Genomic DNA, 19,378 nt, shown 5'->3' with positions numbered 1-19,378 from the left:
TATAAAAAACGCAGAAACAATCAAGCTTGGAGGTAAGTGGTGACCACCCACACCGAAGCCGAGATCGCGTCCCAGCCGTCGTGCTGGCGGCGCGCCGTGGCGAACGTCCCCGCCGACGCGCTCCCCGCCCGGGGTGAGCGGGTCGCCGTGGTCGGCTGCGGTACGTCGTGGTTCATCGCGATGGCGTACGCGGCGCTGCGCGAGCGGGCCGGGCACGGCGAGACCGACGCGTTCGCCGCCTCCGAGTTCCCCGCGGGCCGCCGCTACGACCGGGTGCTCGCGCTGACCCGTTCCGGCACCACGACCGAGGTGCTCGACCTGCTCGGCAGGATCGACACCAGGACCACGGCCGTCACCGCCGACCCCAACACGCCGATCAAGGACGCCGCGCAGGACCTGATCGTGCTCGACTACGCCGACGAGAAGTCCGTCGTGCAGACCAGGTTCGCCACCACCCAGCTCGCCATGCTCCGCGCGAGCCTCGGCGAGGACCTCACCCAGGCCATCGCCGACGCCGAGCGGGCCGTCGCCGAGCCGCTGCCCGACCAGTTGGTGAACGCCGAGCAGTTCAGCTTCCTCGGCACCGGCTGGTCGGTCGGCCTCGCCCAGGAGGCGGCGCTGAAGATGCGCGAGGCGTCCAGGTCGTGGACGGAGGCGTATCCGGCGATGGAGTACCGTCACGGCCCGATCAGCATCGCGGGCCCCGGCCGGGTGACGTGGATGCTCGGCACCGCGCCCGAGGGCCTGCGCGCCCAGGTCGAGGCGACCGGCGGCACGTTCATCGAGGGCGCGCTCGACCCGATGGCCGAGCTGATCCGCGTCCAGCGGGTCGCCGTGGCCCGTGCCTTCGCGCGCGGGCTCGACCCCGACGAGCCCATGCACCTCACGCGATCTGTGATCCTTTCTTCATGAGCCTTACTCTTGCCGACGCCAGGATCGTGACGCCCGAGGGAGTTCACGAGGGGTGGCTGACCATCGAAGACGGCCGCATCACGCATGTCGGCCACGGCGCCGCCCCCGGACCCGGCCTGCGGCTGGGCGGGCGCCACGTGGTCCCAGGGTTCGTGGACGTGCACAACCACGGGGGCGCGGGGGCTCGTTCCCCACCGGTGAGCAGGACAAGGCGCGCGACGCCGTGGCGCTGCACCGCCGCCACGGCACCACCACGACCGTGGCCAGCCTCGTCACCGACACCGTCGAGGGCCTGACCAGGGCGGCCGCCGCGCTGGCCGAGCTGTGCGACGAGGGCCTGCTGGCCGGTGTGCACTTCGAGGGCCCGTACATCGCCAAGGCCCGCTGCGGCGCCCACGACCCCACGCTGCTGCGCGAGCCCTCACCGCAGGAGTTCGCCGGGCTGGTCAAGGCCGCGCGCGGGCACGCCCGCATGGTGACGATCGCGCCCGAGCTGCCCGGCGCGCTCGACACGATCAGGATGGCCGCGGACGAAGGCGTCATCGCCGCCATCGGACACAGCGACGCCGACTACGAGCAGACCATCGCCGGCATCGACGCGGGCGCCACCGTGGCCACCCACCTCTACAACGCGATGCCACCGCTCGGCCACCGCGCACCCGGCCCGGTAGCGGCGCTGCTCGACGACGAGCGGGTGACGGTCGAGCTGATCAACGACGGGGTCCACGTCCACGCGGCCATGCTGCGGCTGGCGTACGAGGTGGCCGGGCCGGGCCGCACGATGCTCGTCACCGACGCCATGTCCGCCACCGGGCTCGGCGACGGCGACTACGTGCTCGGCCCGATGCAGGTCCACGTGCGCGACGGCGTGGCCAGGCTGGCCGAGGGCGGCTCCATCGCGGGCTCCACGCTCACCATGGACGTCGCCTTCCGCCGCGCGGTCCAGGAGCTCGGCATGTCGCTGCCGGACGCCGTACAGGTGACCTCGCTGACCCCCGCCCGCGTGCTCGGCCTGGCCGACCGCATCGGCTCGATCGCCGTCGGCAAGGCCGCCGACCTGGTCGTGCTCTCCGACTCCCTGCAGGTCGACGGCGTGCTGAAAGACGGCGTCTGGATCATGGAGCCCTGATGATCGTCACGGTGACCCTCAACCTCGCCCTCGACACCACCTACCGGGTGCCCGGCGCCGACTGGGACGGCGTCAACCGCGTGGCCGGCGTGCACCGGCGGGCCGGGGGCAAGGGCGTGAACGTCGCCAGGGTGCTGCGCGCGCTCGGCCGCGACGTGCTGGTCACCGGCCTGGCCGGTGGTCCGACCGGCCAGGCGATCGAAGCCGACCTGCGGGCCGCCGGCATCCCCCACGACCTGTACGCGGTCGCCGCCGACTCCCGCACCACGCTCGCCGTCACCGACCCCGACGCGGGCCGCACGGCGCTGTTCAACGAGCCGGGGCCCGAGGTGAGCGCCGCCGAGCTGGCCGGGTTCACCCGCTACTACGAGTCCCTGCTGGCCGGGGCCGACGCGGTCGTGCTCTCCGGCAGCCTGCCGCGCGGCGTGCCGTCCGACGCCTACGCCACGCTCGCCGCCGTCGCCGCCTCCCTGGGCGTGCCCGCCATCGTGGACGCCGACGGCGAGCCGCTGCGCCACGCGCCCAAGGGGCGGCCGTCCATCCTGAAACCCAACGCCGAGGAGCTGGCCAGGGCCGTGCCCGGCAGCCCAGCAGAGGGCGCGGAGGCCCTGCGCGGGCAGGGGGCCGAGGCGGTGGTCGTGTCCATGGGCGCGGGCGGGCTGCTGGCCGTCACCGGCGAGGGCACCTTCCGCGCGCGCATGCCGTACGCCGTGCACGGCAACCCCACAGGAGCGGGCGACTCGCTCGTCGCCGGTCTCGCCCTCGGCCTCGTCGAACGCGAGCCCTGGCCGGAACGCCTGCGCCGCGCCGCCGCGCTCGGCGCCGCCGCCGTCGCCACGCCCGTCGCCGGCGAGTTCGCCCCCGACGTGTACGCCGACATCCACCCGCAGATCACCATCAGCTGAAGGAGCCCGCCATGCCCCTCGCCCCCATCGGCGACATCGTGACCCGGTCACCCGCAGGGGTGGGCGCGTTCAACGTCATCCAGCTCGAACACGCCACCGCCATCGTCGCCGGTGCCGAGGCGCTCGGCCTGCCCGTCGTGCTGCAGATCAGCGAGAACTGCGTGCGCTACCACGGCGCGCTCGAACCCATCGCGCTGGCCGCGCTCGCCGTCGCCCGCCGCGCCGAGGTGCCGGTCGCCGTGCATCTCGACCACGCCACCGACCGGGCGCTCGTCGAAGAGGCCGTCGGCCTCGGCCTCGGCTCGGTCATGTACGACGCCTCCGCCCTGCCCGACGAGGAGAACGTCGCGAGCACCGCCGAGGTCGCCGCCTGGTGCCACGAGCGCGGCGTGTGGGTGGAGGCCGAGCTGGGCGAGGTCGGGGGCAAGGACGGCGTGCACGCGCCCGGCGCGCGCACTAAGCCGCACGAGGCCGCCGACTACGTGACGCGGACCGGCGTCGACGCGCTGGCCGTGGCCGTCGGCACCTCCCACGCCATGACCACCAAGGACGCGGTGCTCGACCTCGACCTCATCGCCGAGCTACGGGCCGCCGTGCCGGTGCCGCTGGTGCTGCACGGCTCCTCGGGGGTGCCTGATGACGTGCTGCGCGAGGCCGTACGGCGGGGCATGAAGAAGATCAACATCGCCACACACCTGAACAAGGCGTTCACCGGGGCCGTCCGCGACTACCTGGCCCACGATGAGCGGGTGGTGGACTCGCGCAAGTACCTCAAGGCGGGCCGCGACGCGGTCGCCCGCGAGGTCACCCACCTGCTCGGCGTCCTCAACCCGTCGTAGACGGGGGTCATTGCGGGTCGCGCGCCGCGATGCCCGCCGCGATGCCCGCCACGATGCCCGCCACGATGTCCGCCAAGATGTCCGCCAAGATGTCCGCCAAGATGTCGATCTCGCCGTCCACCCACATCGACACGTGCTCGGCCATCTCGGCCACCTCGTACGCCAGGTCGCTGCGGCCTGAGTCCTCGAAGTCGACGATGCGGACGCTCGTGCCGTCCAGAGGAAGTTGGCGAGGTTGCCGTCACCCGTGCTGAACGCGGGCGTGACGCCCTGCTCGCCGGGCGTCCGGCTCTCCAGCCAGCGCAGGCCCTCCTTGACGGCCAGGTCCGCCTGAGCGCCCCTGGGCCGCCACTCGGCGCACCTGCGCCCCACCCATGCCGCGCAGCGGCACCCCGTCCAGCCGCGACATCGTCACCACGCCGTCCTCGTACGCGATCGGCTCGGGGGCGAGGCCGGGGGTGTGCTCGGCGAGGACGGTCAGCGCCCGCCACTCCCGCTCGGCCGCGCCGGGCTTGGGCTCGACGTAGCGCTTGACGACCCGGCCGCCCTCGTACGTCAGTGCGTGGGTGTGGGTGAGGTCGGCCATCCGCGCTCAGCGTTCGATCGCGTCCTGGCGGCGCTGCATCGCCTCCACCGCCTTCTTGGCGTTCACCAGCGAGGCCCCGGTCTCCTTACGGTAGATCGCGATGGCCTTGACCAGCTTGCCGTCGCGCACCGCCGCATGAAACTCCGGCGACAGCCGCAGCTCACCGCTGTCGTCGAGCCGGATGCCGAGGTACTGCTGGAGCGAGGCCACCTGCTGTTCGAGCCGCTTGACCCTGTCTTCGAGTGATTCCGAATCCATGGACAGGCACTCTATCGGCGCCCCCCTTCCACGCACACGGGCATCAGCCCCCAAACCCCGGCATATCCACCCTTGGCCCCAGCATCGCACCAAGCCCAACACCACTCCGGGAAGGCGACGCGCCGCAAACCACGGCACCCAGCGAAAGCGGCAGCTCGAACGCACGCACCGCAGACAGCGCCCCTCCCCACCACCCCCACACGACCAGGAGTGACAACGGCCAGACCGCGAACCACGGCGCACAGCGAAGACAGCAGCCCAGACGCGAGCACCGCAGACAGCGCCCTCCCATCACCCCCAGAGGGCCGGAAGAGGCGACGACCAGACCACAAATCACGGCGCACAGCAAAGACGCCGGCCGAAGAGAAGCACCGCAGGCGGTGGGCCTGCGGTGCCAGAGAAGCGGAAGGTGCCGGAACCAGCGCGAAGCGCCGAACCCCCGGCGCCTCGCGCTCGACGTACTCAGCGCTGGATGGGCGCCACGACGACCTCGACCCGCTGGAACTCCTTGATGTCGGAGTAGCCGGTGGAGGCCATGGTGCGCTTCAGCGCGCCCATGAGGTTCATCGACCCGTCGGCCACGCTGGACGGCCCGTGCAGGATCTGCTCCAGCGTGCCGACCGTGCCGAAGTGGACGCGGCGGCCGCGCGGCAGGTCGGGGTGGTGCGCCTCGGAGCCCCAGTGGAAGCCGTGGCCGGGGGCCTCGACGGCGCGCGCCAGCGGCGAGCCCACCATGACGGCGTCGGCCCCGCAGGCGATGGCCTTGGCGATGTCGCCGGAGGTGCCCATGCCGCCGTCGGCGATCACGTGGACGTAGCGGCCGCCGGACTCGTCCAGGTAGTCGCGCCGAGCCGCCGCCACGTCGGAGATCGCGGTCGCCATCGGCACGGCCACGCCCAGGACGTTGCGGGTGGTGTGGGAGGCGCCGCCGCCGAAGCCGACGAGCACGCCGGCCGCACCGGTGCGCATCAGGTGCAGCGCGGCGGTGTAGGTCGCGCAGCCGCCCACGATGACCGGCACGTCGAGCTCGTAGATGAACTGCTTGAGGTTGAGCGGCTCGGCCCGCCCCGAGACGTGCTCGGCCGAGACCGTGGTGCCGCGGATGACGAAGATGTCGACGCCCGCGTCGATGACGGCCTTGTGGTACTGCACGGTGCGCTGCGGCGACAGGCGTACGGCCGTGGTCACCCCGGACGCGCGGATCTCCTCGATCCTGCGGCCGATCAGCTCCTCCTGGATGGGCGCGGCGTAGATCTCCTGGAGCCGCTTGGTGGCCGCCTGCTGGTCGAGGGCGGCGCACTCCTCAAGCAGCGGCAGCGGGTCCTCGTAGCGCGTCCAGAGCCCTTCGAGGTCGAGCGGGGCGAGCCCGCCGAGCCGGCCGATCTCGATGGCGGTGGCCGGCGAGACCACGCTGTCCATGGGAGCGACGACCACGGGCAGCTCGAACCGGTAGGCGTCGATCTGCCAGGCGATCGACACCTCCTCCGGGTCGCGGGTGCGCCGCGAGGGCACCAAACCGATCTCGTCGAGCGAGTACGCCCTCCGCCCGGTCTTCCCCCGGCCGATCTCCACCTGCTGAGTCATGAACTTACCTTCTGTGATAGTTCGGAGCTTCCACGGTCATCTGGATGTCGTGGGGGTGGCTCTCCTTGAGGCCCGCCGCGGTGATCGGCATGAGCTCGCAGTCGGTGTGCATCTGCTCGATGGTGCGGCAGCCCGCGTACCACATGCCCTGGCGCAGACCGCCGACGAGCTGGTGGGCGACGGCGGCGACCGGCCCGCGGTAGGGGACCTGACCCTCGATGCCCTCGGGGATGTACTTGTCCTCGCCGCCGACGTCCGCCTGCGCGTAGCGGTCCTTGCTGAAGGAGGTGCCGCCGCGCTCGCGGTTGCGTACGGCGCCGAGCGACCCCATGCCACGGTACGACTTGAACTGCTTGCCGTTGATGAAGATCAGCTCACCGGGCGATTCCTCGCAGCCGGCGAGGAGCGAGCCCAGCATGACGGTGTCGGCGCCGGCGGCGATGGCCTTGGCGATGTCGCCGGAGTACTGCAGGCCGCCGTCACCGATGACCGGCACCCCGGCGGGCGCGCACGCCTTGGACGCTTCGTAGATGGCCGTGATCTGCGGCGCGCCGACTCCGGCGACGACGCGGGTGGTGCAGATGGAGCCGGGGCCCACGCCGACCTTGACGGCGTCGGCGCCCGCGTCGACCAGCATCTGCGCGCCGGCCCTGGTGGCGACGTTTCCGCCGATGACGTCGACGCTGCTGTTGGCCTTGATCTTGGCGATCATGTCGGCCAGGCCCTTGGAGTGGCCGTGCGCCACGTCGACGACGATCACGTCGACGCCGGCCTCGATCAGCGCCTTGGCCCGCACCTCGGCGTCACCGCCGACGCCCACCGCGGCGCCGACCAGCAGCCGGCCGTCGGCGTCTTTGGTGGACAGCGGGTACTGCTCGCTCTTGGTGAAGTCTTTGACCGTGATCAGGCCGCGCAGCCGGCCGTCGGGATCGACCAGCGGCAGCTTCTCGACCTTGTTGCGTCGCAGCAGCGCGAACGCCTCGTCGCGCGAGACCCCGACCGGCGCGGTGACCAGCGGCATCTTCGTCATGACCTCGCGGACGGGCCGCGTCTGGTCGGTCTCGAAGCGCATGTCGCGGTTGGTCACGATGCCGACGAGCGTGCCCGACTCGTCGGTGACGGGCACGCCGGAGATCCGGTACGTCGCGCACAGCCGCTCGACGTCGGCGAGCGTGTCGTCGGGGCTGCACGTCACCGGGTTGGTGACCATGCCGGCCTCTGACCGCTTCACCAGGTCGACCTGCTGGGCCTGCTCGTCGACCGACAGGTTGCGGTGCAGGATGCCGATGCCGCCCTGCCGGGCCATCGCGACCGCCATGCGGGCCTCGGTCACGGTGTCCATGGCCGCCGAGATCAGCGGGATCCGCAGCGTGATGTTGCGCGACAGGCGGGCCGTGGTGTCGGCCTCGCCCGGCTGGAGATCTGAATATGCGGGCACCAACAGCACGTCATCGAAGGTCAGACCCATCTCGGTGAACTTGGACATGCCGCGGCCCCTCCCTGCCTCGCACGCGTGATTGAGCTAAGTCTAGGGCCTGCCTCCAAACGCATTGATGCAGGGAGGCGGCCTGCCCGCTTCGTACGAGGACGCCCCGGCACAGGAGGGACGGGGCAGGAGGACGTGGAGCGCGCACGGACAGGTGCCGAGGCTTCCGGGGACCTGGTACTGGGGCTTGCGGGACCTGAACGCACGGATGCCGGGAGGACGAAAGCCCCCACGGCCTTCGTACTCCCGGCATCGGAAAGCGCCCGGGGACGGGACGGTCGGTGATCCGTCCCGCCTCCGGGCCATCGGCATCCGGGCAGGCGGCGCTCCGCACCACCGAACCCCCCTCCGCGTCCTGATGGCCGGCGCCGCCGCGCCCATCGCTGAATGCCGACGCTAGGTAAAGCGTGCGTTACAGAGCGGCGTTTAGCAATGTGCAAACGTGCAACTGCACGAAGCTGCAACTCCGCCGCATCGAGCCGGATCGAGTACGCGAAACGGCGGGACAGGCGTGGATGGCGGAGTTATCCTCGCGGCACGCCCGTGTCCCCCCTACGGAGCCGCCCATAATGCCCGACGAGTCTCCCACTGTGTCCGATCCCTTCGAGACGCTGGGTCTCGACTCGGCCCAGACCGCCCTTTACACCGCGGTGCTGCGCCTGCACAGGGCGACCCGATCGGACCTCGCCCAGGCGATGGACGGCCCGATCGAGAAGGTCGGCCGCCAGCTTGACGACCTGGTGAAGATGGGCGTCATCGACGAGCGTTCCGGCCAGTACCTGGCCAGACATCCCGCGGCCGCGCTCGGCAGGGTCATCGCCGAGCGCCTCGACCGGCTCGCCGAGGAGAGCCGCAGGATCGACTCCGCGCTCGGCTCGATCCGCAGCCTGATCCGGGATTACGACGCCGGGCGCGACCTGCGCAACGGCCCTTTCACGGTCGAGATGGCGAGCGGTTCGGACATCCTGTACGAAAGCGTCAGCGGCATCGCGGTGCAGTCACCCGCCCCGCCGATGCCATTACTGACCGCGATTCCCGACGAGCGCACCATGACCGATTTTGCGCGTAAATTCGCGGATCCTTGGATTGACGCGCAGAAACGAAACCTTCTTACCGTACGTGCCATCATTCCGGTGTCCACGCTCGCCATCCCCGAGGTGCGCGACCAGATCTCCAACGTCATCGAGGCGGGCGGCCAGGCGCGCACGCTCGACCGGGTGCCGAGCTGGTTCATGACCGTGGGCTCCGAGATGGCCGGGCTGCCCGCGTACTGGGGTGGCAACCTCCCCGACCACGCCTACACCTTCTATCTCGTACGTACCTCCGTCGTCGTGGGCGTGCTGAGCACGCTGTTCGAGGAGCTGTGGGCCCGCGCTCAGCCGCTGCCGTGGGCACCCAGGACCGACGGCGTCATGCAGGTCCTGCGCCTGGCGGCCCAGGGCCTGTGCGACGACTCCATCGCCCGCCGGCTCGGCGTCTCCGTCAGGACCGTACGCGCCCGATGGTCCGACGCCATGACCGAGCTGGGCGCGCAATCCCGCTTCCACGCAGGTGTGGAGGCCGCCAGGCGCGGATGGCTGAGCTAATACTCACCGCGCGGGCCGCATCGGTCATATGGTGGGAAGGTGCTGGAAGACGTTCCCCGCGATCCGTTCGCGGACGATCCGAACGACCCATCGGCAGCGATGGGCGCACTCGACGATGCCGAGCCGCTCACGGCCGCCGAACGCGACGAGGCCATCACCGACCTCGCCGACGTCGAGGTCTTCCGTTCCCTGCTCGAACCGCAGGGGGTGCTGGGGCTCGTACTCGACTGCCCGGAGTGCGGCGAGCAGCACTTCTTCGACTGGGAGCTGCTGCGCGGCAACCTGAAGCAAATGATCGAAAAAGGCCAGCCGCAGGTGCACGAGCCGGCCTTCCATCCCGACCCCGCCGACTACGTCAGCTGGGACTACGCCCGAGGCTACGTCGACGGTGTCATCGACACGGAGGAGCGCCGCTGAGCCACGTCATCCCGTAGCGCGGCCAGCAGCCGCACCGCGGGATCACACGGATCGGGCATCTCTCCGCGACCGAGCGCGTCGAGCAGCGCGTCGGTCTCGTCCTCTGGGGTCAAGCCGACTCCAGCTCGGCCATCTGCCGCAGCCTGGCCAGCGCTCGATGCTGGGCGACGCGTACCGCACCCGGTGACATGCCGAGTACATTACCGGTCTCCTCGGCCGAGAGTCCCGACACCACTCGCAGCAGCAGCAACTCCCGCTGGTTCTCGGGCAGCCGGGCGAGCAGGCGCCTGGCGTGCTCCACTTCGATGTAGCGGACCACCGTCTCCTCGGGCCCCGGACCGTCATCAGGGCCGTCGGGCAGATCCTGTGTCGGCACGGCCGACCGTACCGAGCTGCGGAGCGCATCTGCCACCTTGTGCGAGGCGATCCCGAACACGAACGACGCGAACGGCCGCCCCATGTCGCGGTATCGCGGCAGCGCGGACAACACGGCGATGCACACCTCTTGGGCGACGTCATCGGCAATGTGATATTGCCCTGAAACCCTGCCCAGCCTGGCGCGGCAATACCGCACCACCATCGGACGCAACTCGCCGAGCAGGGATTCGATCGCGCTGCGATCCCCCTGTACGGCGAGGCTCGTCAGTTCCCTAAGGTCGGAGTCATCCGTCCGTGCCGGAAGTCTCGACGCGAGCCTTACCCCAATTTTGGCGTCGGCGACGCTTCCCTCGCTCACGATAGGCATGATGCCCGTACTGATCCGGCCTGTCGTCATGGCGAATGGCTACGGATTGGTCACATTGAAGCGACGATAACGAGCAGTAATCGGATGGCCACACTAAGCCTTTATGCTGGCATAATATTTCACCTGATTACCCGGAATGCAAGACATTTGTCATAGCCCCCGACGCTTATCACCTGCTCTTGGTTTACGACCAATAATCCACCTTTCCGCCCATTTTCCCCCATCACCCGATAAGCCCCCACAGCTCCGACCCCCGCCAGCCCTGGCCTATCACCACAGCCCCGCACCCGACCCCACCGCCCGCCGAGCGCAAGCAGCGCGTGGGCCCTGCCGGGGCCCGCATGAGCGCCCCGCTCCCCCACGGCTCAGTCGCGGCGTGGGCCGTGGCGTGCGTCCAGCAGCTCCAGATAGCCCTGGACGGCCTCCCACAGGTGATGCTCGGGATAGCGGCCCACTCCCCTGTGCGCACGTCGCCAACGGCGGTCCCAGTACGCCTCGTGCACCGCCCTCAGGTGCTCCAGCGCCGTACGCAACTCCGCCTCGATGTCGGCCACCCCGCCGCCCGCGGCACCGCTCGCCGAGGCCGCCGCACGTACCTCGCCGAACCTCCGCTCCGCCAGCGCCGCGAGCACACCCTCCTCGACTCCGTCCAGCGACCAGAAGCGCACCGGTTCCCGGATGTGATGGTTGGCCACCGGATCCTCGCGGGACCGCCAGACGTAGGCCACCCCGCCCTTGTCCAGCTCCAGGAAGTCCACCAGCCAGGCGGTCCCCGGCGGCTGCGTGCCCCACGCCACCTCCTCGCCGGGCAGGTTCAGCACGAACGCCACCTCAAGGCACTCGACGGGATCGGCCCCGTCCAGCAGGTCGCCGAACACGTACGCAGCGCGCAGGAACGGCTCGTCCGCCCGCACCTTCCGGGTCTGCTCGCACGCCCGCGCCAGCCTGCGCAACCGCTCCACCGCCCGCTCGTACAACACGCCCCGCCACCTCCTCGCGTCGACGACCCGCACACGAACCGACCGCACACCGCCGGAACCGCCGCCCAGCGTACGTGCTCGCCTCCGCCCCCCTCACCCCAGCCCGGCGGCCCGCTCCTGAGAACACGCCCCCCGAAAGCCACACCCCGAGGCACTGCCGCCGGACCGCAGGACGCCGCCGCAGACCGCAGGGTCGGCCCGCCCCACAGACCGCGGAAACAGCACGCCGCAGACCGCAATGCCGACACGCCGCAGACCGCAAGCCGCAATGCCAGCGCGCCGCAGGCCGCGGCCTCAGCTCGTCGCCGAGCCGAGCGGAGCCCGGCCGAGCGCCGCGCGGAGCCCCCGCCTCGCCCTCCGCGCACAGCAGGACCTGCGGCATACCGCTATAGGGGCGATTCCGCAGAGGGGCACCCGCCGACCATCTCCCGCACACCCCAAGACCCGCACACCCCGAGACCCGCACACCCGAAAGTCCCGGAAACGCCGTACGGCCCGCACCCAACGCAGGGTGCGGGCCGTACGGTCAGCGAAAGGAGTGAGAAGGGTCAGTGGCCGTGGCCGTGACCGTGGCCCTGGCCGTTGGCCGGAGCCTCCTCCTCGGGCTTGTCCACCACGAGCGCCTCGGTCGTGAGCAGCATGCCCGCGATCGAAGCGGCGTTCTGGACGGCCGAGCGGGTGACCTTGACGGGGTCGATGACGCCCTGGGCGATCAGGTCGCCGTATTCGCCGGTCGCGGCGTTGAGGCCGTGGCCGGGCTCCAGCTCGGCGACCTTGTGGGTCACGACGTAGCCCTCGAGGCCGGCGTTCTCGGCGATCCAGCGGGCGGGCTCGACGAGCGAGCGGCGCACGATGCTGACGCCGGTGGCCTCGTCGCCGGTCAGGCCGAGGTCGTCGAGGTCCTTGGAGGCGTGGATCAGCGCGGAGCCACCGCCGGAGACGATGCCCTCCTCGATGGCGGCGCGGGTCGCGGAGATCGCGTCCTCGAGGCGGTGCTTCTTCTCCTTCAGCTCGACCTCGGTGGCGGCGCCGACGCGCAGCACGCACACACCGCCGGCCAGCTTGGCCAGACGCTCCTGCAGCTTCTCGCGGTCCCAGTCGGAGTCGGACTGCTCGATGGCAATCTTGATCTCCTTGATGCGGTCCTCGATGGCCTGCGCGTCACCGGCGCCGTCGACGATGGTCGTGGTGTCCTTGGTGACGACGACGCGGCGGGCCGTGCCGAGCACCTCGATGCCGACGTGCTCCAGCTTGAGGCCGACCTCCTCGCTGACGACCTGGCCGCCGGTGAGGATGGCCATGTCCTGCAGCATCGCCTTGCGGCGGTCGCCGAAGCCCGGGGCCTTGACGGCGACGGAGGTGAAGGTGCCGCGGATCTTGTTGGTGACCAGGACGGCCAGGGCCTCGCCCTCGACGTCCTCGGCGACCACGAGCAGCGGCTTCTTGGTCTGGGCGACCTTCTCCAGCAGCGGCAGGAAGTCCGCGATGGAGGAGATCTTGCCCTGGTGGAGCAGGATGTAGGCGTCCTCGAGGACGGTCTCCATCCGCTCGGGGTCGGTCACCATGTAGGCCGACAGGTAGCCCTTGTCGAACTGCATGCCCTCGGTGAACTCGAGCTCCATGCCCATGGCATTGGACTCTTCGACGGTGAGGACACCGTCCTTGCCCACCTTGTCGAAGGCCTCGGCGATCAGGTTGCCGATCTGCGCGTCCTGCGCGGAGATCGTCGCGACGTTGGCGATCTCGTTCTTGTCGGCGACCTCGCGGGCGCTCGACAGCAGGCGGTCGCTGATCTCCTTGGCGGCCTTGTCGATGCCGCGCTTGAGCGCCAGCGGCGAGGCGCCGGCGGCGACGTTGCGCAGGCCCTCACGGACCATGGCCTGGGCCAGGACGGTCGCGGTGGTGGTGCCGTCACCCGCGATGTCGTTGGTCTTGGTGGCCACTTCCTTGGCGAGCTGGGCGCCGAGGTTCTCGTAGCGCTCCTCCAGCTCGATCTCACGAGCGATGGTCACACCGTCGTTCGTGATCGTCGGCGCACCGAACTTCTTGTCGATGACGACGTTACGGCCACGCGGGCCGAGCGTTACCTTGACGGCGTCGGCGAGGGCGTTGACGCCGCGCTCGAGCGCGCGACGGGCGTCCTCGTCGAACTCCAGGATCTTCGCCATTGCTGAAAGTCCTCTCCTAGCGTCGAAAGCCCCGGCCGCCCTCAAGAGCGCCCGGGGCTCGACACATCCGGCTTACTTCTCGATGATCGCGAGAACGTCGCGGGCGGAGAGCACGAGGTACTCCTCGCCGCCGTACTTGACCTCGGTGCCGCCGTACTTGCTGTAGAGGACGATGTCGCCCTCAGAGACGTCGAGCGGGATCCGCTTCTCGCCGTCCTCGTCCCAGTTGCCGGGGCCCACCGCCAGGACCTTGCCCTCCTGCGGCTTCTCCTTGGCAGTGTCCGGAATGACCAGGCCGGACGCGGTGGTCTGCTCGGCCTCAAGCGGCTGAACCACGATGCGGTCGCCGAGCGGCTTAACGGGAACCTTGGTGGCGGTCGTCACGATCGGACCTCCCCTTCAGATTTCGATGATCTAGAAGAGGCGACCAGCTGGGCCTGCCGTCGCGGGTGTCAGACCTGCCTCGTCGCACGTTGGCACTCTCAAGGGGAGAGTGCCAACAGGAAACATATGCAAGAGGGGCTTGACAGTCAACACGAACGCGTCTGCCGACAGCGACCGGGGCTCGTGGAAAGGCCCTGTGACCTCGTTCAGTGTCCCACGTGCCCGAGATGTCCCGCCCCACCGCCGCACCGCGTCCGTCCATCTGTACGTGTGCGGCGCCCGGCGTGTCCTGCTCCACCGTCGCACTGCATCCGTCCGTCTTCTACGTGTGCGGCGCCCGGCTGTCCCGCCCCACCCCGCACCGCGTCCGCCCGTACGTGCACAGCGCCCGGCGTGTCCTGCCCTACCCCGCCCGCACGTTTTCTACCCATAAGAGCAAGCGCCCTCGTGCCGAGGAGGGCGCGCGTGGCGCTAACGTCGGGTGGCGTGGACCTCGACGCCTTCACCGAGCTGCTGACCCCGCGCGGCCTGCGGGCACTCGCCGAGGCGGGCGAGCTGGTGGGGGCCGATCCGGTGGCCGCGGCCACGACGTTGCGCAAGACGTACGACGCGGCGCTGACCTCCGCCGCGCTCACCCAGGCGGGGCTGCGGCAGCGGGCCAGGGCCAAGTTCGGCGCGGACGCGGGCCGCATGTTCTTCACACCGCACGGCCTCGAACAGGCCACCCGCCCCGAGGTCGCCGAGCACCGCGCGCGCCGCCTGCTCACCCTTATCACCCCTGGGCGCGGGCGGGTGGCCGACGCCTGCTGCGGCATCGGCGGCGACCTGCTCGCGCTGGCCAAGGCGGGGTGCACGGTGACGGCCGTGGACGCCGACCCGCTGACGGCGGCCGTGGCGCGGGCGAACGCGGAGGCGTTCGGGCTGGGCGACCGGGTGACGGTGCGGGTGGGCGACGCGGCCGAGGTGCGGCCCGAGGAGTACGACGTGCTGTTCGCCGACCCGGCCAGGCGCACGGGCAAGGGCAGGACGTTCGACCCCATGGCGTACTCGCCGCCCTGGCCGGTGGTGCTCGACCTGGTCTCGCGCGCCGGTCTCGCCTGCCTCAAGGTCGCTCCCGGCATCCCGTACGAGTTCATCCCCGATGGCGCGCTGGCCGAGTGGATCTCGTACAAGGGGGAGGTCAAAGAGGCCACGCTGTGGGCGGAGCCGGCGTGACCGGCGGCAGGCGCGCGACGCTGCTGCCCGGCGGCCACGAGCTGGCCGCCACCGGCGTCACGGCTCCGGTGGGCCCGCCCGGCCGCTACCTGTACGAGCCCGACGGCGCCGCCGTGCGCGCGCACCTCGTCGGTGAGGTGGCCGAGCTGGTCGGCGGGCGGCTGCTCGACCCGATGATCGCGTACGTGACGAGCGACGCCGCGACGGACACCCCATGGGCCGCCAGATACGAAATAGAGGACGTCATCCCTTTCAATCTGAAAAAGCTACGCGCCGCCCTCCGAGAGCGACAAATCGGCAATGTCACCATCAAGAAGCGCGGCTCCGCCGTCGACATCGAACGCCTTCGCGCCGATTTGCGACTCAGCGGCGACAACGCCATGGTCATCGTCCTGACCAGGATTCTCGACAAACCCTCGGTAATCCTCTGCAAGCCCTCCTCACCTGCCTGAATCTCCAAATTCGGCCATCGAACCGTTTTCCTCGATCTTTCTCCTCGCGTCTGACGGACCTTGCTCCAGCGGCTAAGGTAGCCGGGCGGGAGTTCTCCCCCTATTGCGGTTAACCGCGTTCTCGCTCTTTCAGATATGAACCGGACCTACCCGACCACTGCGCGGCAGTCCGTCGGCGAGCGAAGGAGCTTTCGGTGGACCATTCCAACCACACCACCCTTCTCCAATCGGGCGCGTACAACGCCGACGTCGTCCCCAAGAGGATGCGAGACCTGCTCGCGCGTGCCGCACAGGACCACGTCTACGAGCAGCGCACCCAGGGCGCGGTGCTCGACGAGATCCGCCAGCGTCTTGAGGGCATGGAATGGCTGCTGCGCGAGGTGCGCGAACGCGAGCTCGGCGGGCTGAGCGGCTCCCTTGAGGCGGTGAACGGGCGGCTCGACGAGATCGCCGTCAAGCCGCCGATGTGGGCGGAGGGCCTGGCCCAGCACGTCGAGGCCGTACGCGACCACGTGGACGCCGTGGGCGACAGGGTCGGCTCGGTGGACGCCAGGATGTCCCCCATCACCGACCTGCCCAGCCTGTGGGCCGACCTCGGCACCGTCGGTGAGAGCGTGGACGAGGCGCTCAACCGCCTCCAGTCGGTGCTCGACACCACCGACGGCATCACCAAGGGCATGGCCGACTTCGCCGCCACCCTGAAGGGGCTCAACGCCAGCATGGAGGCCGCGGCCGGGCGTTTCACCCGGCTCGACCGGTCGATGGCGGAGCTGACCTCCCGTACGGACCGGGTCGAGGTCGCCGTATCCGACCTGTCGGAACACCTCACCAGCAGGATCGACGACACCGCCCAGCGCCTCGCGGCCCGGCTGGACGAGACCGACAAGCGGCTGACGTCCCGGCTCGACGAGACCGACCAGCGGCTCACCGCCCGGCTCGGCGAGACCGACCAGCGGCTGAGCACCCGCCTCGACGAGACCGACCAGCGGCTCGCCACGGCCCTGCTGGAGGCCGACGAACGGCTCGTCGCCCGGCTCAAGGAGGCCGACGAGCTGGCCGGAGCCCGCCTGGCGGGCGTCGAGCAGCGCCTGGCCACCCGCCTCGACGAGACCGACCAGCACCTCGCCGTGCAGCTCGGCGAGAGCGAGCAGCGCCTCACCGCCCGGCTCAGCGGCGTGGACGCCAGGCTCGAACGCGTCGAGGGCTGCCTTTCCGGCCTCGACTCCCGGCTCACCGGCTTCGACAGCCGGCTCGAATCCGCCGACGAGTGCCTGGCCGAGATCGACACCAGGCTCGACGGGCTCGACGACCGCATCGGCGGCGTGGACAAGCGGCTGTCGTCCATGGACGGCCAGCTCGGCGCCGTCGACAAGCGGCTGGGCTCGCTCGACGCCCACCTCGGCCGCCACGACGACCGCTTCGACGCGATCGACGTCCGCATGGACACCCGCTTCGCCTCGCTCGACGAGCGCCTGCAGGCAGGCGAGCAGCGCGCCGCCGAGATCGCGACCCGCAACGAAGGCCGCTTCAACCGGCTGGACAGCCAGGTCGACGCCATCGACGAGCGCCTGGTCGAGGCCGAAGAGCACATCAGCAGCCGCTTCGACGCGCTCGACGGGCAGCTCGGCGGCATCGACGGCCGGTTCCGTGGCATCGACACCCAGCTCAACGGCCTGGCCGCGCGCGCCGAGCAGACCGGCGAGCACCTTGAGTCGGTCGGTGAGCATCTGGAGTCGGTCGACGACCGCATCGAGGCGGTCGGCCGCCGCGTGGACGAGCTGCCCGCCGCGCTCGACCACACCGACCGGGTCACGAAGCAGGTCACCGAGCAGGTCACCGAGCAGGTGACCGGGCAGATCGGCGAGCTGATCAAGACCCACGTGAGCGAGCAGGCCGAGCTGATCAAGGCGCAGGCCGGCGAGCAGGCCGAGCGCCTGGCCGCCGCCACGGAGGCGCTCAGCGAGCTGGTGCGCTCGCGGCCCGACGGCGACGAGCTGGCGGGCACGATGTCGGGCGCGGTGTCCGGGGCCGTGCAGCCCGCGGCCGAGGAGCTGGCCAAGCGGCTGAGTGCGCTGGAGGAGACCATGCTGGCGCTCGCCGAGGCCCTGCTCCGCCCGACCCGCCCTAAGGACTGACCCCCGCAGCCCCACGGACCGGCCCCGCCTCCGCCCGCCCGTGCCCGCGCCGCGCGGCATGGGCGGGGGCAGGGGTCCCGCAGAAACGGGCGCCACTGGAAAGCCCGGAAACGGGCGCCGCTGGAAAGGGAGCCCGGCGGCTCAGACGTGGACGGTCGTGATCGGCAGCGACGAGTCGGCCGGGATCTGCAGCGACGACGGCGCCACACCGGCCGCCACCATGTCGGACCCCAGGGCGGCGACCATGGCGCCGTTGTCGGTGCACAGCCCCGGCCGGGGCACGCGCAGCCGTACGCCGGCCGCGTCGCACCGCTCCTGGGCCAGCGCCCGCAGCCGCGAGTTGGCCGCCACGCCACCGCCGATGAGCAGATCGTGCACGTCGTACTTGCGGCACGCCTGCAGCGCCTTGCGGGTCAGCACGTCGACCACCGCCTCCTGGAAGGAGGCGGCCACGTCGGGCACGTGGATGGGCTCTCCTGCGGCCTCACGGGCCTCGATCCAGCGGGCCACGGCCGTCTTGAGCCCGGAGAAGGAGAAGTCGAGCGTGCCGTCGTCGATCTTGCCGCGCGGGAACGCGATGGCGCTGCCGGACCCCTCGCGGGCGGCCTTGTCGATGTGCGGCCCGCCGGGGAACGGCAGCCCCAGCACCCTCGCCACCTTGTCGAACGCCTCACCGGCCGCGTCGTCGACGGTGGCGCCGAGCGAGATGACCTCCTCGGCGACGTCGGGCACGAGCAGCAGCGACGAGTGGCCGCCGGAGACCAGCAGCGCGATGCACGGCTTGGGCAGCGGCCCGTGTTCGAGCTGGTCGACGGCGACGTGGGCGGCCAGGTGGTTGACGCCGTAGAGCGGCACGCCGAGGCCGAGCGCGTAGGACTTGGCCGCGGCGACGCCCACCAGCAGCGCCCCGGCGAGCCCGGGCCGGCCGTGACCGCGATGGCGTCGATGTCGGAGAAGGCGAGCCCGGCCTCGGCCAGCGCGGCCTCCACGGTGGGCGTCATGGCCTCCAGGTGGGCGCGCGATGCGACCTCGGGCACGACGCCGCCGAACCTGGCGTGCTCGTCCATGCTGGACGCGACGGTGTTGGCGAGCAGCGTGTGGCCCCTGACGATGCCGATGCCGGTCTCGTCGCAGGACGTCTCGATGCCCAGGACCACGGGTGCGTCAGTCACCCAGCCGCCTCCTCATCATGATCGCGTCGGTGCCGTCGTCGTAGTAGCGGCGGCGGGTGCCGATCTCCTCGAACCCGAAACGCCGGTAGACGCTCTGGGCGGCCGGGTTGTCGGCGCGTACCTCCAGGAAGATCTCCCGCGCGCCCCTGCGGCGCGCCTCGTCGAGCAGCTCGCTCAGCATGGCGCTGCCGATACCGGAGCGCCGGTGCTTCTCCAGCACCGCGATGGTCTGCACGTCGGCCTGGTCGGCCGCGGCGGCGAGCCCGGCGTAGCCGACGATCTCGTCATCGACCAGGGCCACGACGTAGTGGCGGGTGCGGGGCATGTCGGCGAGCTCGCCGCGCATCATGCCCTCGCTCCATGCGTCGAGCGGGAACGTGATCCGCTCGATCTCCATGACCGCAGGCAGATCGGCCTCGGTCATC

Annotated in this window: 17 protein-coding genes and 2 pseudogenes; 8 read left to right on the top strand and 11 right to left on the bottom strand. The window is 70.8% G+C overall.

Annotated elements, in window-relative coordinates; genetic code table 11:
* Positions 1-39: 39 nt before the first annotated feature.
* The 4 genes from ACFMQL_RS18015 to ACFMQL_RS18000 all read left to right on the top strand — a co-directional run bounded on the left by ACFMQL_RS18015 (position 40) and on the right by ACFMQL_RS18000 (position 3,785).
* Entirely contained in the window at positions 40-912 is an 873-nt protein-coding gene (locus ACFMQL_RS18015; protein WP_364068536.1) for a sugar isomerase, read from the top strand.
* A 223-nt stretch (positions 913-1,135) separates the two neighbouring features.
* Entirely contained in the window at positions 1,136-2,041 is a 906-nt protein-coding gene (gene nagA, locus ACFMQL_RS18010; protein ID WP_378786135.1) for an N-acetylglucosamine-6-phosphate deacetylase, read from the top strand.
* Positions 2,041-2,946 carry a 1-phosphofructokinase family hexose kinase gene (locus ACFMQL_RS18005; RefSeq protein ID WP_378786133.1) on the top strand — a complete coding sequence of 302 codons (906 nt, stop codon included), beginning with the start codon at positions 2,041-2,043 and terminating at the stop codon, positions 2,944-2,946. The genes nagA and ACFMQL_RS18005 overlap by 1 nt, the downstream gene beginning before the upstream one ends.
* Before the next feature lie 11 nt (positions 2,947-2,957).
* Entirely contained in the window at positions 2,958-3,785 is an 828-nt protein-coding gene (locus tag ACFMQL_RS18000; protein WP_378786131.1) for a ketose-bisphosphate aldolase, read from the top strand.
* 7 nt (positions 3,786-3,792) lie between these two features.
* On the opposite strand, the gene ACFMQL_RS17995 is transcribed toward ACFMQL_RS18000, so the two are convergent.
* The 5 genes from ACFMQL_RS17995 to guaB all read right to left on the bottom strand — a co-directional run bounded on the left by ACFMQL_RS17995 (position 3,793) and on the right by guaB (position 7,699).
* On the bottom strand, positions 3,793-3,930 hold the full coding sequence (locus ACFMQL_RS17995) for a hypothetical protein (protein WP_378786129.1): 138 nt from the start codon (positions 3,928-3,930) through the stop codon (positions 3,793-3,795).
* A gap of 96 nt (positions 3,931-4,026) precedes the next feature.
* Complete coding sequence (locus ACFMQL_RS17990; RefSeq protein ID WP_364068546.1) at positions 4,027-4,371, bottom strand: hypothetical protein; 345 nt, start codon at positions 4,369-4,371, stop codon at positions 4,027-4,029.
* Between the two features lie 6 nt (positions 4,372-4,377).
* On the bottom strand, positions 4,378-4,629 hold the full coding sequence (locus tag ACFMQL_RS17985) for a hypothetical protein (RefSeq protein WP_364068548.1): 252 nt from the start codon (positions 4,627-4,629) through the stop codon (positions 4,378-4,380).
* 462 nt (positions 4,630-5,091) lie between these two features.
* Positions 5,092-6,201 carry a GuaB3 family IMP dehydrogenase-related protein gene (locus ACFMQL_RS17980; protein ID WP_378790174.1) on the bottom strand — a complete coding sequence of 370 codons (1,110 nt, stop codon included), beginning with the start codon at positions 6,199-6,201 and terminating at the stop codon, positions 5,092-5,094.
* 16 nt (positions 6,202-6,217) lie between these two features.
* Positions 6,218-7,699 carry an IMP dehydrogenase gene (gene guaB, locus ACFMQL_RS17975; protein ID WP_364068552.1) on the bottom strand — a complete coding sequence of 494 codons (1,482 nt, stop codon included), beginning with the start codon at positions 7,697-7,699 and terminating at the stop codon, positions 6,218-6,220.
* Between the two features lie 590 nt (positions 7,700-8,289).
* On the opposite strand from guaB, the gene ACFMQL_RS17970 reads away from it, so the two are divergent.
* Positions 8,290-9,285 (top strand): helix-turn-helix domain-containing protein, encoded by a 996-nt coding sequence (locus tag ACFMQL_RS17970; RefSeq protein WP_364068554.1) that lies wholly within the window; start codon positions 8,290-8,292, stop codon positions 9,283-9,285.
* Positions 9,286-9,324: 39 nt separating this feature from the next.
* Positions 9,325-9,702 carry a DUF5319 domain-containing protein gene (locus ACFMQL_RS17965; RefSeq protein WP_043623573.1) on the top strand — a complete coding sequence of 126 codons (378 nt, stop codon included), beginning with the start codon at positions 9,325-9,327 and terminating at the stop codon, positions 9,700-9,702.
* Positions 9,703-9,811: 109 nt separating this feature from the next.
* Here ACFMQL_RS17965 and ACFMQL_RS17960 read toward each other — a convergent pair whose 3' ends face one another.
* From ACFMQL_RS17960 to groES, 4 genes are all read right to left on the bottom strand, one after another.
* Entirely contained in the window at positions 9,812-10,447 is a 636-nt protein-coding gene (locus ACFMQL_RS17960) for a sigma-70 family RNA polymerase sigma factor (protein ID WP_132334441.1), read from the bottom strand.
* Positions 10,448-10,812: 365 nt separating this feature from the next.
* Complete coding sequence (locus ACFMQL_RS17955; RefSeq protein WP_378786125.1) at positions 10,813-11,427, bottom strand: hypothetical protein; 615 nt, start codon at positions 11,425-11,427, stop codon at positions 10,813-10,815.
* A gap of 548 nt (positions 11,428-11,975) precedes the next feature.
* The gene (gene groL / locus ACFMQL_RS17950; RefSeq protein ID WP_364068558.1) at positions 11,976-13,595 is read right to left on the bottom strand and encodes a chaperonin GroEL; all 1,620 of its coding nucleotides are present in this window, start codon (positions 13,593-13,595) and stop codon (positions 11,976-11,978) included.
* Between the two features lie 72 nt (positions 13,596-13,667).
* Entirely contained in the window at positions 13,668-13,982 is a 315-nt protein-coding gene (groES, locus tag ACFMQL_RS17945) for a co-chaperone GroES (protein WP_219545199.1), read from the bottom strand.
* A 483-nt stretch (positions 13,983-14,465) separates the two neighbouring features.
* Between groES and ACFMQL_RS17940 the strand changes: the two are divergent.
* Positions 14,466-15,646: pseudogene (locus tag ACFMQL_RS17940) on the top strand (methyltransferase domain-containing protein).
* Between the two features lie 194 nt (positions 15,647-15,840).
* Positions 15,841-17,781, top strand: a complete 1,941-nt coding sequence (locus ACFMQL_RS17935; RefSeq protein WP_378786123.1) for a hypothetical protein — start codon at positions 15,841-15,843, stop codon at positions 17,779-17,781.
* Positions 17,782-17,922: 141 nt separating this feature from the next.
* On the opposite strand, the pseudogene tsaD reads toward ACFMQL_RS17935, so the two are convergent.
* Positions 17,923-18,953, bottom strand: a pseudogene (tsaD, locus tag ACFMQL_RS17930) (tRNA (adenosine(37)-N6)-threonylcarbamoyltransferase complex transferase subunit TsaD).
* Complete coding sequence (gene rimI / locus ACFMQL_RS17925; RefSeq protein ID WP_364068769.1) at positions 18,946-19,377, bottom strand: ribosomal protein S18-alanine N-acetyltransferase; 432 nt, start codon at positions 19,375-19,377, stop codon at positions 18,946-18,948. Before rimI ends, tsaD begins: the two are co-directional and overlap by 8 nt.
* Position 19,378: the final 1 nt, after the last annotated feature.

The organism is Nonomuraea fastidiosa (genome assembly GCF_042751225.1).
In the GTDB taxonomy this organism is placed as follows: Bacteria; Actinomycetota; Actinomycetes; order Streptosporangiales; family Streptosporangiaceae; genus Nonomuraea; species Nonomuraea fastidiosa.
Note: the sequence above shows the minus strand (reverse complement) of the source record. Positions and strands in the feature narration are given on the sequence as shown.